General features: G+C 60.9%; 11 protein-coding genes. 6 read left to right on the top strand and 5 right to left on the bottom strand.

The genetic code is table 11. The features are described 5' to 3' along the window. Window positions 1-175: 175 nt before the first annotated feature. From HGI47_RS20855 to HGI47_RS20865, 3 genes are all read left to right on the top strand, one after another. Window positions 176-2,557, top strand: a complete 2,382-nt coding sequence (locus HGI47_RS20855) for a TonB-dependent receptor (RefSeq protein ID WP_168854689.1) — start codon at window positions 176-178, stop codon at window positions 2,555-2,557. Window positions 2,558-2,719: 162 nt separating this feature from the next. Beyond that, the gene (locus HGI47_RS20860; RefSeq protein WP_168854690.1) at window positions 2,720-3,460 is read left to right on the top strand and encodes an SDR family NAD(P)-dependent oxidoreductase; all 741 of its coding nucleotides are present in this window, start codon (window positions 2,720-2,722) and stop codon (window positions 3,458-3,460) included. Window positions 3,461-3,492: 32 nt separating this feature from the next. After that, window positions 3,493-4,578 (top strand): DUF1214 domain-containing protein, encoded by a 1,086-nt coding sequence (locus tag HGI47_RS20865; protein WP_168854691.1) that lies wholly within the window; start codon window positions 3,493-3,495, stop codon window positions 4,576-4,578. 80 nt (window positions 4,579-4,658) lie between these two features. Here the strand turns inward: HGI47_RS20865 and HGI47_RS20870 are convergent, their stop codons facing one another. The 3 genes from HGI47_RS20870 to HGI47_RS20880 form a co-directional block, all read right to left on the bottom strand. Then, window positions 4,659-5,456, bottom strand: coding sequence for an SDR family NAD(P)-dependent oxidoreductase (locus tag HGI47_RS20870; protein WP_168854692.1), 798 nt, complete (start codon window positions 5,454-5,456; stop codon window positions 4,659-4,661). An 81-nt stretch (window positions 5,457-5,537) separates the two neighbouring features. Beyond that, complete coding sequence (locus tag HGI47_RS20875; RefSeq protein ID WP_168854693.1) at window positions 5,538-8,120, bottom strand: TonB-dependent receptor; 2,583 nt, start codon at window positions 8,118-8,120, stop codon at window positions 5,538-5,540. A 403-nt stretch (window positions 8,121-8,523) separates the two neighbouring features. Further along, the gene (locus tag HGI47_RS20880) at window positions 8,524-9,771 is read right to left on the bottom strand and encodes a TetR/AcrR family transcriptional regulator (RefSeq protein WP_370521809.1); all 1,248 of its coding nucleotides are present in this window, start codon (window positions 9,769-9,771) and stop codon (window positions 8,524-8,526) included. Window positions 9,772-9,933: 162 nt separating this feature from the next. Here HGI47_RS20880 and HGI47_RS20885 point away from each other — a divergent pair, with 162 nt between their 5' ends. Next, window positions 9,934-10,788: a hypothetical protein gene (locus HGI47_RS20885; RefSeq protein ID WP_168854694.1), complete on the top strand. Its 855-nt coding sequence runs from the start codon at window positions 9,934-9,936 to the stop codon at window positions 10,786-10,788. 97 nt (window positions 10,789-10,885) lie between these two features. Further along, the gene (locus HGI47_RS20890) at window positions 10,886-11,548 is read left to right on the top strand and encodes a TetR/AcrR family transcriptional regulator (protein WP_168854695.1); all 663 of its coding nucleotides are present in this window, start codon (window positions 10,886-10,888) and stop codon (window positions 11,546-11,548) included. 29 nt (window positions 11,549-11,577) lie between these two features. Here HGI47_RS20890 and HGI47_RS20895 read toward each other — a convergent pair whose 3' ends face one another. Then, on the bottom strand, window positions 11,578-13,062 hold the full coding sequence (locus HGI47_RS20895) for an NAD(P)/FAD-dependent oxidoreductase (protein ID WP_168854696.1): 1,485 nt from the start codon (window positions 13,060-13,062) through the stop codon (window positions 11,578-11,580). Between the two features lie 85 nt (window positions 13,063-13,147). Next, on the bottom strand, window positions 13,148-13,918 hold the full coding sequence (locus HGI47_RS20900; protein ID WP_168854697.1) for an SDR family NAD(P)-dependent oxidoreductase: 771 nt from the start codon (window positions 13,916-13,918) through the stop codon (window positions 13,148-13,150). A gap of 108 nt (window positions 13,919-14,026) precedes the next feature. Between HGI47_RS20900 and HGI47_RS22775 the strand changes: the two genes are divergently transcribed. Next, window positions 14,027-14,346: Lrp/AsnC family transcriptional regulator (locus HGI47_RS22775; RefSeq protein ID WP_240950346.1), on the top strand; the 320-nt coding region annotated here is incomplete at its 3' end.

The following is a 14,346-nucleotide window of genomic DNA, read 5'->3' on the forward strand; positions in this document are numbered from 1 at the left end:
TTTGCACCTCATCCGCCCGGCATTGGCGCGAAAGTGCATCTCACTGCATTTTGCGTAATAATTTATAATTCAAATTACGGTTTATGCAAACATATTGCCATTTATGCTGGATAATCATATAGCCGTGGCAATTCAGAAATACGCGAAAGCGTTCCATCCCCCAAGAGAGGACATCATGAGGAACCTGTTTGCCGCTACGGCCTTGAGCACGCTTGCCGCCGTCGCTTCACCCGCCCTCGCGCAGGACGCCGCGCAGGATGTGGGCAACGATTCGGGCATCGGTGAAATTGTCGTAACTGCGCAGAAGCGTTCGGAAAATATCCAGAACGTGCCTATCGCGATTTCCGCGTTGGGCAGTCAGTACCTTGAATCGCGCGGGATCACGTCGATCGACAATCTGGGCACGCTGGCGCCGAACGTGAAGTTCGAACGCGCGCCTTCCAGCAAAACGATCTCGCAAATCGCCATTCGCGGGTCGGTGACGATCAATCCGGCGATTACGTGGGAGCCGGCGGTCGGGCTTTATCTGAACGGGGTTTACATCGCGAAGGCGCAAGGGTCGATCTTCGACGTTGCCGATCTTGAGCGTGTGGAAATCCTGCGCGGGCCGCAGGGCACGCTGTATGGGCGCAATGCGCTGGCAGGCGCGGTCAACCTGATCCCCAAGGCGCCGAGCGGTGAGGCCGATGGCCGGGCCGAAGTCAGCTATGGCAATTACAACGAGTTGCGCCTGAAGGGCGTGGTCGATCTGCCGCGCATGGGCATTTTTTCGGCCAAGGTTTCAGGCCAGTATGTGCGCCGCGATGGGCTGGTGGATATCGTGCCGAACCCGGTGGCCGGTGTGGTAACCGCGCTGCCCAACGCGGTGGATGAAACCGATACCGTGCGCAGCGGCAGCGTGATGGTGCAGGTTCGCGCTGAACTTTCCGATGCGATTACCGCCGATTATACTTATGATTACAGCAAGCAGGACCAGCGTCCCCCGTTCGCGCAATTGCTGCGGGTAAACCGTAATGGCGATCCGCGCGATATCTTCGATCCCAATTCGCCTAGCTACCCCTTTGCGGGCGCGGTGTTCCCGCTGGATCGCTATACCAACCCGGATCGCGCCACGACCGCCTCGATCAACGAGGCCGTTTACGAAAAGTCGCGCAGCTATGGCCATGCGCTGACGCTGGCGGCAGACCTTGGCGATGCGACGCTGAAATCGATCACCGCCTATCGCGATCTGGCATGGTCTGACGGGCTGGACCTTGATGGATCACCCATGCGGGTGGCCTTCACCCAGCGGATTACCGATTACTGGGCGTTCAGCCAGGAACTGCAATTGACCGGGCAGGCGCTGTCGGACACGCTGAAATACGTGCTGGGCGGGTTTTACTTCAGGGAACGGGCGGAAACGAGCAATCCGCAGACCTACTTTGGCGGCGGCACCGATCTGGTATCGGACTATGGTTCGCGGACCGAGGCTTTCGCGCTTTATGCGCAGGCGGATTATAACGTGACCGATGCGTTCAAGCTGACGCTGGGCGCGCGTTACACGCATGAGAAGAAGGATATCCGCCGCTTCTTCAAGGTGAACTTCGACGCGCAGAACGGTGTGTTCACGCCCACGGTTATCGCCAACCTGCCCTATGGCACGTTCCCCGATGCCAAATACAACGACTTTTCGCCTGCGATTACCGCAAGTTACGAGGTCAATTCCGACGTGAACGTCTATGCCCGCTTTGCCCGTGGGTTCAAATCGGGCGGGTTCAACGGCGAAACCAACGTTTTCTTTGATCCCAACGCACCCACCGGTTGCCCATCGGGCGCGACCGAGCTGTGCCAGCCCTATCGCCCCGAAAAGGTCGATAGCTACGAATTGGGGCTGAAGACCAAGATGCTGGGCGGAAAGGTGATTTTCAACGTCGCCGCTTTCCGTGACGAGCACAAGGACATGCAGCTTTCGATCTTTACCGCAACGTCCGGCGCGGCATCGATCGTGCGCAATGCCGCCGGAGCACGCATTCAGGGGCTGGAGTTCGAAACGGTGATCCGCCCGGTTGATGGCGTGACGCTGAACGGTTCGCTGGCGATCCTCGATTCCAAGTACAAGCGGTTTATCGAATTCGATGCGACGGCCAACAACGGCGCCGGTGCTAACGTGGATGTTTCGAACAACCGCGCGTTCCCCCATGCGCCCAAGGTTACCGCTTCGGGCGGGTTCGACGTGCGCGTGGCCAGCGGCGACTGGGGCCGGTTCAACCTCTATGGCGATGTGAGCCATGTATCGAGCTACTACACGTTTCCTTATGCGCTGACCGTGTCGACCGCATCGGACCAGAGCGCGGAAACCACAAAGTCGAAGGGCCGCACGGTGGTGAACCTGCGCGCTGCGGTGGCCGAAGTGCCGCTGGCCGGTGGCACGGCAGAAATCGCGCTGTGGGTGCGCAACCTGACCAAGGAGCGCGACCCTTCGAACTTCATCGACTTCGGTCCGGGGTTCGGTGGGCTGACGCTGGGCTATTTCCCCGATCCGCGCATGTATGGGCTGACCGTGGGGATGCGGTTCTGAGAAACAGGTGGTGACGCCTTTTGCAAACGCAGGGGTTGCAGGCCCACCCCCAACCCCTCCCGCCTGCGGGAGGGGAGCGAGATCTACTGAGCGATAGCGAAGTTAGTCGCAGCGGGGTGCCAACGCCGTCGAGCGACAATCAAGTGACCGGGAGAGAAAGCCATGCTGTTCGAAGGGAAAAGAGGCCTGATCACAGGCGCGGCATCGGGCATTGGCCGCGCCACCGCGATCAAGTTTGCCGCAGAGGGCGCGCAGCTTACCATTGGCGACCGCAATCTGGCAGGGCTTGAAGAAACCGCCGCGCTGATGGCGATCAAGCCGGTGGTGCAGGCCTATGACGCGACCGATTATGCCTCGTGCCGGGCGCTGGTGGATGTGGCGGCGCGCGATGGGCTGGATGTCCTGTGCAATATTGCGGGCTTGCTGAAATGGGGACCGTCCGAGACGTTTTCTGCCGAAGACTTCGACCTGCTGATGAACGTCAACGCATCGAGCGTGTTCGTGATCTGTCAGGCGGCGATCCCGCACCTGTTGAAGACCAAGGGCGTGATCGTGAACACCGCATCGACGGCGGCTTTGCAGGGGCAGCCCTATAACATCGGCTATTCGGCATCGAAGCACGCGGTAGCGGCGATCACCAAGGGGCTGGCCATTGAATATGCGGCGGCGGGCCTGCGTGTGAACGCGATCTGCCCCGGCCATGTGGTAACGCCGATGACCCAGAATACCGCCCCGCCCGAAGGCGTGGACTGGGCACTGATGATGCGCAACGCGCCCAAGCTGCTCGACGGATCGTGCGAGCCTGAGGACATTGCCGAGATGTTTGCGTTCCTTGCCAGCGACAAAGCGCGCAAGGCGACCGGGGCGCTGTTTACCGTGGACGGGGGCCAGTTGGCGGGGTGAAAGCCCGAACCATTTGCAAAAAGGACAGTGCGATGACCGAAGCGGGCAGCGAAGTGGGCCATCTGGACCATGTGTGGCGCAATTTCTGCGCGCAACTGGCAGAGGCGGGTGAAGTGCTGGCGCGGCCATCCAGCCCGACCCATGCGCTCGATCAGGCGGAGGGGCTGCGCTATCTCAGCCGTCTGGCGCGCACGGCATTAAACATGCTAGTGGACAGTGCGGACCCCGATTTTCCGCGCCTGTTCATGCTGTGCGATGACAAGATCAAGATCGGGGCTGACAACCCGGACAACATCTATCAGCAGTGCGTGGTGCGTGGCGATCAGGAATATCGCATCACCGGGAAACGCAATTCGGTCCCCTATTTCTCGATCGGCAGCAAGGCCAACCGCTATGCCATCGACGGCACGATGGCATCGACCGGCGAGATCGAATTTGCCGACATGGAATTTGGGCCGGACGGCACCTTTGAAATTCACGTGAGCAAAGAGCGCAAATCCGGCAACTGGCTGCCGCTGGCTGAGGATTCGACGCTGCTGATCGTGCGGCAGACGTTTGACGACAAGGCCACCCAGGTGGCTGCCGACATTAGTGTGGAGCGCGTGGGCGCCGGGCCTGTGGTGCCTGCGCTGTTGACGCCGGACGTCATCGAGCGGCAATTGATGGCAGTGGCGGCGTGGACGCGCGGCACGGCCAATACCTTTGCCAACTGGTCAGAATGGTTCAAGGCCCATCCCAACCAGTTCTATGATGCGCCGCAGGAGATATTCTGGAAAGCGGGCGGCGATCCGAATATCTGGTACGGCCACTTCTATTACGATCTGCAACCGGGTGAAGCGCTGGTGATCGAAACGCCGATCCCGCAATGCCGCATGTGGAACCTGCAGATCGACAACTGGTGGATGGAATCGCTCGACCATGTGCACCAGAAGGTGTGGGTCAACAATTCGATGGCCCGATATGAGGAGGACGGCAGCGTGATGGTGGTCTGCGCCGATGCCGATCCGGGGTTTGGGCACTGGGTGGATCTTGCCGGGCACCGGTCGGGCACGGGGCTGTGGCGCTGGTTCAATGCTGATGAACCGATTGCGCCGAAGATGCGGGTGGTGAAGGTTTGACAATTACGTAGTTTGCGGCGGAGAAATGGACCCCGGCCTTCGCCGGGGTTTCGGCATATCAGCGCGATAAGTGGCCGAAGCTATTCCTCCGGCCCGAAATCCGGCACCCACGGCACGCCGTTGATGTGCCCGCCCCCATCCACGAACAGTGTGTTGCCGGTCAGATAGCGCGCATCCTCGCTCGCCAGAAACAGCGCTACGCCGCCAATATCGCTTTCAGGATCGCCCATGCGGCCCATCGGGTTGGCGGCGGCAGTGGCGGCGGCAACATCGGGGGTCATTTCAGCAAAGCGGCGATAGGCGGCTGAAATGGCGGCAGGGCAGATCACGTTCACGCAGATGCCGTATGGCGCCCATTCGCGCGCGGCGGTGCGGGAATAGGCGCGCACGGCTTCCTTGGCGGCATTGTAATCGGCGCTGCCCATGTGCGCGTTGACGCCGTTGAGCGAGGCCATGTTGATCACGCGACCCCATCTACGTGCCTTCATGTGCGGCAGGGCGCGTTCCATCGCCCATTTGGTGGCATAGAGGCACATCTTCAGGGCATCTTCGAAACGTTCGTCGGTCTTGCGCTCTATCCGCACCGGGCCTTCGCCACGGTAGGCATTGTTGACGAGGATATCGACCGAACCGAACCGTTCGACGCACAGATCGACCGCGCCGAACACATCATCGCGTGAGGTTACATCGCAGCGCGCAAAGGCGGCGTTTGCGCCCAGTGCTTGCAGTTCTTCGGCAACTGCGGGGCCGCGTTCGGCATCGTAATCGGCCACGATCACGCTTGCGCCTTCGGCGGCAAAACGCCGGGCAATGCCCTGCCCGATACCATCTGCGCCGCCGGTGATGACCGCCGCACGCCCTTCAAGCCTCTTGCTCACGCCTTAGTTCTCCCCACGAAATTGAAAGAGGCCGGGTTTTGACGCCCGGCCTCTCTCGCTGTCAGATCGCTTCGGTCCCGATCAGTTGCCGAAGCTGTACCGCAAGCGAAGACCGAACATGCGCGGTTCGCCGTAGATCACGCTCTGCGCACCGATGGTCTGGAAGATACCGGTGTTCGAGATGATGTAGTTCTTCTTGGTGATGTTGGTTGCAAACAAGCTGAGATCGACGGGCGAACCCATCACGCCCTTCCAGTCAATCGTGGCGTTGAGCAGCCCGTAGCTGGGCAACAGCACGCCCGGCTCGTTGATCGTGCCATCCGGGAACGTTTCGGTGGAGAATGGCGCGGTCGGCTGCTTGTCGGTCCAGTTGTAGCTGAGGAACAGGCTGAGCTTCCCGACATCTTCCGACATCGGCAGGCTGAACCGGCCATAGACCGAAACGATATTGGGCGAGAGGTATTGCAGCGGGCGGCAGGACATATCCGCCCCGGCGAACACCTTGGGCGAGGTGATCGACTGCGCGGTGCAATCCCACACGCCGGAGCTGGAATTGAACTTAAACGATTTGTACTTGGCGTTGAGGTGGCTGTAGTTTCCGCCCAGTTCGATGTTGTCGGTCGGCTGGATCATGGCTTCAACTTCGACGCCCTTGATCGTGGCGCTGGCGTTGTTGAGCGTTACAGCACCGTTGCCGCCGGTGGCGGTGTTGAAATCGCCCGCTGCGCGCTGGATGTTCTTGTAATCCAGCCAGAAGCCGTTGACGTTGAAGCGACCACGCATTCCGCCCGCGTTGAAGTCGGTCTTGAAGCCGGCTTCATAGTCGGTCACCGTTTCCGGTCCGAAGGTGCGGGTGGTTTCGAACACGGCATAGCTGTTGAAACCGCCAGCCTTGTAGCCGCGCGTGACCTTGCCATAGACCATGATGTTGTCGTTCGGGCGATAGTCCAGACCGATGGTCCAGTTGGGCGACGAGCTTTTGAGCTGCGCGCCGAACAGGCAGGTGGTGCGTGGATCGGCAATCGACTGCTGCGGGGTGGGGTTGGACTTCCACGAACAGGCGCTGACGAACTGCGTGCCGTTGGCTAGTTGCGAATAGTTCCACGATGCGGTGGTGCCGTCCACGGTATCCCAGGTGTAGCGATAGCCAGCGGTCAGCCGAAGCCGATCAAGCGAGGGCGAGAATGCGCCGAAATCAAGCGATCCTTGGGCGTAGATCGCCTTGGATTCGTTGGTGATGGCGATTTCGCTCTGGCCGATGGGGCAGCCTGCGATGGTCTGAAGTCCGCATACGTTGGTGGAATAGGACACCATCGTGCCGCGCGGGCTTTGCTTGAAGTAGAAACCGCCCACGGTGTAGGTCAGCTTGTCGTCCAGCGCGGTGCCCTGAAGCTGGAGTTCCTCGGTCACCTGCTTGTACCAATCGCGCGGGGCGGTGCGGCTGAGCAGGGTGTTGCCGGTATCGTAGATCGGCGCGATGGTGCCGTCCTGATCGTTGGCGTAGTACGATTTCAGTTCGGAATAGCTGAAGATGTTGCGCAGCTTCAGCGTGCTGGAAAGCTCAATATCGGTCGTGTTGTTGATGCTCCACGATTCCAGCTTGGCAAAGCTGTCCATGCCATGCGCCGTCTGGCGGATGCCGCGCGCGTTCTGCTGGTTCAGCAGGTTGGTGTAGTAGCTGCAATTGGCAGGGCCGGTGCCCGCCCCGCAGAAGTTGAACGTCGGCGCGATGGCACCCAGCGGGAACGATACGCCGCCGCCAACCGGGATGGGCCGCCGGGCGATGCCGGTGAAGTAGTTCGTGTTGAAATTGCGGGCGATCGATCCGGTGCCGTTGCTGTGCGATTTGCCGTAATAGGCCAGCGTATAGTTGGTGACGCCTTCGACCGGTTCGATCCACAGGCCAGCACGCACCATGCGCCAGTGCTGATCGTCGCGATCCTTGTTCCAGTTCGTATCGTAGGTGAAGCCATCGCGATCACGCGAAGCACCGACGAGGCGGAGGCGCACCTTGTCTGAGATCGGCACGTTGAGAACGGCTTCGACCTCGACCATGCTGTAGTTGCCGAAACCTGCCTGCACATAGCCTTCAAGCGCGTCGGTCGGCTTGGCAGGCGTGAGCAGGATGGCACCGCCGGTGGTGTTGCGACCGAACAGCGTGCCCTGTGCGCCAGCCAGCACCTGCACGTTCTGCAGATCGACGAACGTGCCGGGACCGCCCTGCCCCGAAAGCGTGATGGCCGAAACCAGCGGCACTTCGTTCATGTAGACGACGACTGCGGGTGAACCCTGGAACGACGCGCTCTGCCCACGAATCGAAGGCGACATCACATCGCGCGAGGCCTGACCGTTCGGGCCGACGACGAGCGACGGGACCGAAGCCTGCAGATCCTGAAGCTGGGTCAGGCCGCGTTCGCGGATGCTGTCAGCGCTGATCGCGGTGATCGAGATTGGCACGTCCTGCGCGCGTTCTTCGCGGCGGTTGGCGGTGACGATGATTTCGGCGCTGCTGGGCTGTGCGGTTTCGCTGGCCTGATCGTCCGCAGCATTCTCTGCAGCAAAAGCGGCTTGCGGCACGGCGACGACGCCAAGAGCCACGCTGGCCAGCAGCGCAGCGCTGCAGCGGCGGGCCAAGCCTGATTTAAGTTGGATCCCTTTAGACATTATTTTCTCCCTCCAATTCCAAGCCTGCGACACGACCTGACCAGGTTCGTGGACAATGCGATGAGAGGGTGGCCTCGGCTGCTCCGGCTCCAGACGCATCTGGACCGCCCGCACGTGGCAGGCATCACCCTCATCCCGAATTCAATTTCTTGTCGAGAGGAGAGTAACAACTACGCAAAATAAGTGCAATATGGTTTTTTCATTCGCTCTTTGCGTAATTAATATGGGCGTTTCGTGACTATCTGTGTGCCGCCCTGGGGAAGGGACGGCTTGCCATCGTGCGGCCAAGCCCGGTGTGCAGGCGAATCCGCACAAGGTTGATTCGCTTGCGGAAAAGGTGCAGTGGATGACGGGCGCTATGAAAGGCTGACAGCGATATCGCGGCAGCGTGCCAGAACCTGAATCAGCCGCCGAGGCCGTGTAAGAAAAGGCGGGTGGTGCGGTGCGCGTGGCTTGTCAGCACTTCGGCTGCGGGGCCGCGCCCTGCGGCAATGGCGCGGTTGCCCTGCATTGCCAGAACGATGCCTTGCCGTGCCAGCCATTGCGCATCGGCGGGGCCGATGGCGTGGGCGATCCATTGGGCCAAGGGCGCGATCCACGGCACGCGCACGGTATCGTGGACGGCGCGTGCCAGTGCGGGATCGCGTCGCGCGGCGGCGATGGTGGCGCGGTGCAAGGCGATTGATGCAGGTGCGGTGAGATGCGCAGTGGCCGACGCAAAGAAGGCAGCCACGGCAGCAGCTACGGCATCTGGGCCAGCTTTGAGCGGCAAGGCTGGCGGCTGGGCGCTATGTGCGATTTGTGCGGCCAGATCGCGCATTACCGCATCGAACAGGCCCGCCTTGTGCGCGAAGTGGCGATAGAGCGTGCCGCGCCCCACTTTGGCTTCGGCCCCGATTGCGCCAAGACTCGCCGCTTCATAACCATCGCGCAGGAAGTGGGCGGCGGCGACATCAAGCAGGCGGCGCAAATGCGGCGGATAGACGGGCGGCAAAGGCAGCGGGGTTAAGTCTCCGTCCTTAGCGAGCGCTGTGCTGCGCGGCATGGCGAGCACGCCCTGTTCAAACAGCGCGGCGACCCTTGCCGCCAAGGCCGCGCGCCTTTCGACCGGCGGCGGATCGAAGCCCATCAGCAGGGCCGAACCTTCTACCGCCAGCGACCCGAAATCGAGCGCATCGTCGATCGGCACGGGTCGCGATATCCCGCGTGTGCGGACGATGGCCTCTATCGTCTCGCGCACCGGCTCGATCTGCGCGGCTTGCGCCTTTTGCAGTTCGGCGGCGAAATCGGGCATACGCCCGCCCAGCCCTGCGGCCAGCCACAGCGGGCTGAGCAATCCGCCATGCACCGCCGCATCGAGAATAGCTTGCGCAAGGCCGCCCAGTTCCTCGCGATCTGGCAGATGAGCGTGATGCAGCGCTAGCGCCCGTGCTTCGAACCTACTCGCCATTGCTTTCAGCGAGGCCCGGAAAAGTGCCTGTTTATCGGGGAAATAGCGGTAGATCGTTTCCTTGCTGACACCAGCCTGACGCGCAATCGCATCGATGCTGACCCCATCGAACCCTTCGGCCACGAATGCCGCCCGCGCGATATCGAGCAAGTGCGCCACGCGCGTCGGCACGGCGGGGGATGCCACATGGGGATCTGTCACAATGGGCCATCCATCCTTCTCCCTATAGCACCCTGCGCCTGCGATGCATCATCGGCATGAAGCGTCATCCACACGCTTGCCATTTACCGAACGGTTCGATACCGTTCGGTAAATGGCAAGCGAATTGGAGCCTCTGCCCGCTCTGCAAATGGGAGAAAATTGATGGCTGACATGCCCTATCTCGCACGTGGCGTGATGCCGGTGGAAACGCCGTCGAGCGTGCTGGTTTCATCGTCGAAATACCTGAACAATCCGCGCCTGCGCGAATGGCTGGCGATGATCCTGCTGCGGCGCAACGGGCCGGACCTGCCGCCGCCTGCTGAGATGTATGAATTCCTGCCGATCCTTGACGAACTGCGCGATCATGCCGCGATAGAGGACATGTTCACCGCCGAAAGACGGGTGAATCCCGAACTGGATGCATGGCTTTCCGAAGGGTTCTATTCGACATACCGGATTGAAGATTTTGCCCAATATGCGCCGGGATCGCTGGGCGGCATTTTCTATCAATGGATCACGGAAGGGAATTATGAAATCCAGATCACGCCGTGGCGCGAACCGAAAAGCCAACTGGAATTCTACAACCTCCGTTCCGGCCAGACGCACGACTTCGAACATATCCTGTGCGGCGGCGGGTTCAACTACATGGGGGAACTGGTGCCATATTGGTATCGGCTGACGAATGTGTTCAAGTTCATCCGCAACCCCGAACTGGCGGCAGAACTCAGCCTGATCCAGATATTCGGATCGCTGCGCTATACCGTGCGCACGCTGCTGCATTACCCGCAAGTGTGGGACACCTGTACCGATGCAATCCAGCGCGGAATGACCGTTGGCAAGGCCAGCGATGCCTTGTTCATGAAGAAACTGGAACCCGTTTTCCACCTGCCGCTGGATGAAGCGCGCGCGGCGTTGGGCGTGCGCGGTGCGGTGGATGTCGATACCGATCTGGAAGGGGCCTTCTGGGCTGAGCGCCTTCCCGCCTCTGCTTTGGAACAGCGGATCGCGGCGGAATGATCTGACCTCAAGTAAGTGGCAGGCCGGATAAGGCGAGCCGCGATGACGCTGCTTTTGTGCGGTTGACACCCAATCGCGCAAAAGTAAGTGAGTGTTCATGGCAAGAACGCGCATCCCCGGCACCGAGCGCCGCAGCCAGATCGTGGCTGCGGCGCGGCGGGTCTTTTCGCAGCATGGCTATGACGGGGCCAAGACGCTGCAAATCGCGCGTGAGGCGAAAGTTTCCGAAGCGCTGGTCTATCGCCACTTTCCCAGCAAGCTGGCGCTCTATCGTGCGGTCTTGCGGCAGGTGTTCGTCGAACAGGATGAACGCTGGCGCGAACAGGGCATTCAGGCCGAAGGTTCGCTGGGCTTGGCCGAGGCGATCCATGCCTTCATCGCGGCCAGCGTGGCCGATGCCAGCGATCCGGCGCGCTTCGATGCGCATCGCATGACGCTGGCCAGCCTTGCCGGTGACGGATCCTACGCCAGCCTGATCTACCGCCGGTCGCAGCGGCGCAACGCCGCCTCTATGGAAGCCGCCTATGCCTCCGCGCGTGAAGACGGTGGGCTTTCGGGTGAACCGCTGGACGTTCCGGCAGCGGCGATGTTCATCGAACATGTCGGCACGATGATTGCGGCCATCGGCGGACTGCCACCGGCCGCGCGGCCCTATGGCGTACATGGTGATGATCTTGTCCGGCAGGCGACATGGTTCTGCCTGCGGGGCATCGGCATGACGGAAGAGGTGATTGCGAAATACTTCGCCAGTCGCGAGTGATGCCGCGACTGGCTTGGTAGGTCGGCAAATCAGGCCGCGACTGGTGTCCTGATCGCATATTCGGACAGCACCGGCTTCGCCATCGCATCGGCAAAGGCATCGTAGGACCACGGCCAGCTTGCCGGAACGCCGGTGGCATCGAGATACCAGCTCGTGCAGCCCGAACCGAAGATCGTGGTCTTGGCCGCAGCAATCCGCCGTTCTTCATAGGCGTTGTGCGCGTCCACCGTGGGCATTACCGAAGCTGCTTCGCCTTTGCGCAGCAGGTCGATCAACTGGTCGATATAGTCCCACTGGCGCTCGGCAATGTCGATCAGCGAGAAATTGCCCACCGGCCCGGTTGGCCCGTTCAGCATGAACAGGTTGGGGAAGTGCGGCAGCGTTACCGCATAGTGCGCGGTTGGCCGGGTGGCCCAGAACGCGTCCAGCGTCATGCCATTTTCGCCGGTCACGCCAGCGGGACGGATGAACTTGTCGGCCTGAAAGCCAGTGGCAAGGATCAGCGTGTCGAGTTCGTGGAACGTGCCGTCTGCCATGCGCACGCCCTTGGGTTCGATCCGGGCGATCTTGCCGGTTTCCACGAATACGGCGGGGTGCTGCACTTCTTCGTAATAGCACCACGAATAGATCAGGCGCTTGCACGCGGCGCGATAGTTCGGACGCAGTTTTTCCTTCAGTTCGGGATCGCGGATCGATGATTCGAAGTGCTGGCGGCAGACATCCTCGATCATCGTCATCTGCGGACCGTCGATATCGGTGATGGCATCGGTGAAGCGTTTGATATTGCCGATGTATTCATCGGCAAAGCGGATCGCGTCGATCAGCGCGGGATCGCGGCGGAAGGCTTCGCGCTCTTCTTCGGTGTATTGGAACTGCGGCACCGGCATGACCCATTGCGGCGAACGCTGGAAATGGACCAGCTTATCGACCTTCTTGTTGATCGCGGTGACGATCTGGATGCCGGTCGATCCCGAACCGATCAGCCCCACTTTCGCGCCATCAATCGGGGCGGTATCGTCCCAGCGCGCGGTGTGGAAGGCGGGGCCTTCGAAGCTGTCCAGTCCTTCGATCTCTGGCAGGCGCGGATGGTGCAGCACGCCCGATGCGGCGATGACCACATCGAAAACATCGCGCGATCCATCGGCCAGTGTGACCGTCCACTGATTTGTACCGGCATCCCAATCGAGCGCGCTTACTTCGCTGTTGAAGCGGATATCCGCCGCAAGGCCATATTTGGCCACCACCTGTTCGAAATAGCCCTGCACTTCGCTGCCGGTGGCATAATAGGCCTGCCATTCGGGATAGGGTTCGAAGCTGTAGGTATAGGCATGGGCGGGCACATCGCACGACAGGCCGGGATAGCGGTTTTCGCGCCAGGTGCCGCCGATCTTTGCCGCCTTTTCATAAACGACGAAATCTTCAGCCCGCTGCTTCAGCTTGATCGCGGCAAGGATGCCTGCCATCCCGGCCCCGATCACGGCGTGGCGCAGGGGGCGATTGGTGGTTGCAGTCATGGTTGGTCCTCTACCGTTGGTCTTTATCGTGCGACTGCAATCCCACCCTTGAACGTGCCCCACATCACCCGAAAGGATTATGGCGTCACGTCAGCAGCGCGCCGCCGTTGACATGAAAAACCTGCCCGTTGATCCAGCGACCATCTTCCGAAAGCAGCAGCGCCACCATTGCGGCAATATCTTCGGCCTTGCCCAGCCGGGTGCTGCGGGTGCCGGCGATGCAGCGTTCGATCCATTCGGGCGGAACCGCGCCGCCTGCGATCATTTCGGGCGTCATGACAAAGCCGGGGGCCACGCAGTTTGCCGTCACGCCCTGCTTGCCCCATTTACTGGCGACATGGCGCATCAGCGCGTTGAGGCCACCTTTCGATGCGGCATAGGATGGGCGCTCCGGCTCACCCGAAATGCAGGCACCGGAACTGGTATAGACAATCGCGCCGTGATCGCTTTCGATCAGATGCGGCAAGGCCGCGCGGGTGCAAAGCAGGTGCCCGCGAAGGTTGACCGCGATGGTGCGGTCGAACGTGGCCATATTCAGCGAGAGCGCATCGGAATCGAGGAAGATCGTGCGCAGGTCTGCCGCGTTGATGTGCGCGCCGTCCAGCCCGCCCAGTTTGGCTACCGCTTCGGCAAAGCAGGCATTGACCGCGGCTTCGTCGGTAATGTCCACTGCGATGGCATGGGCTTCGTGCCCGGCATCTACCATGCGTGCGGCCACGGCTTTCGCCGCAGCAAGGTTCACGTCTGCCACGCAAACCCGCGCGCCTTCTGTGCAAAGGCGTTCCACCGTTGCGGCACCAATTCCCGTGCCTGCGCCGACCACGATGATGGCGCGGTTGAGTAGTCGCTCCGGCATATGCCCTCTCACAAGAAAATTCCGCGATTATCATGCAATTTGGGAATATGTATCACATATTCGAACAATAAATTCTATAAACTTACGCATTCCCAAGAATACTGTTCAATGATTTCCGGTTTGGCGGATCGATGCCCGGCAAAAACATCCGCAAAATCGGCCTTTCGGTTGCGGAAAACGGCGCAGAACGCGGTTGACTGCCCGGCTTTGGCTGCGCAAACCCGCAATGCATCGGCAGTTCATGCCCCTGATGCTGCCCATGTGATGCTGCGAGGTGGAATGAGTCAGGTTTTCAGCTTCGACGCGACGGACATAGCGATCATCCGCGGATTGCGGGCGAATGGTCGCGCGAACAACCAGCAGATTGCCGAGACGCTTGGTTTGACGGCGACGACGGTATCGACGCGCATTCGGCGGATGGAGGATGC

It is taken from the genome of Novosphingobium sp. ERN07 (assembly GCF_012641335.1).
Taxonomy (GTDB): Bacteria; Pseudomonadota; Alphaproteobacteria; order Sphingomonadales; family Sphingomonadaceae; genus Novosphingobium.

What these genes read in the sequence shown, in the direction of transcription:
- HGI47_RS20855 (WP_168854689.1), top strand. Translation starts at nt 176, where the DNA reads ATGAGGAACCTGTTTGCCGCTACGGCCTTGAGCACGCTTGCCGCCGTC.
- HGI47_RS20860 (WP_168854690.1), top strand. Translation starts at nt 2,720, where the DNA reads ATGCTGTTCGAAGGGAAAAGAGGCCTGATCACAGGCGCGGCATCGGGC.
- HGI47_RS20865 (WP_168854691.1), top strand. Translation starts at nt 3,493, where the DNA reads ATGACCGAAGCGGGCAGCGAAGTGGGCCATCTGGACCATGTGTGGCGC.
- HGI47_RS20875 (WP_168854693.1), bottom strand. Translation starts at nt 8,120, where the DNA reads ATGTCTAAAGGGATCCAACTTAAATCAGGCTTGGCCCGCCGCTGCAGC.
- HGI47_RS20885 (WP_168854694.1), top strand. Translation starts at nt 9,934, where the DNA reads ATGGCTGACATGCCCTATCTCGCACGTGGCGTGATGCCGGTGGAAACG.
- HGI47_RS20890 (WP_168854695.1), top strand. Translation starts at nt 10,886, where the DNA reads ATGGCAAGAACGCGCATCCCCGGCACCGAGCGCCGCAGCCAGATCGTG.
- HGI47_RS20895 (WP_168854696.1), bottom strand. Translation starts at nt 13,062, where the DNA reads ATGACTGCAACCACCAATCGCCCCCTGCGCCACGCCGTGATCGGGGCC.
- HGI47_RS20900 (WP_168854697.1), bottom strand. Translation starts at nt 13,918, where the DNA reads ATGCCGGAGCGACTACTCAACCGCGCCATCATCGTGGTCGGCGCAGGC.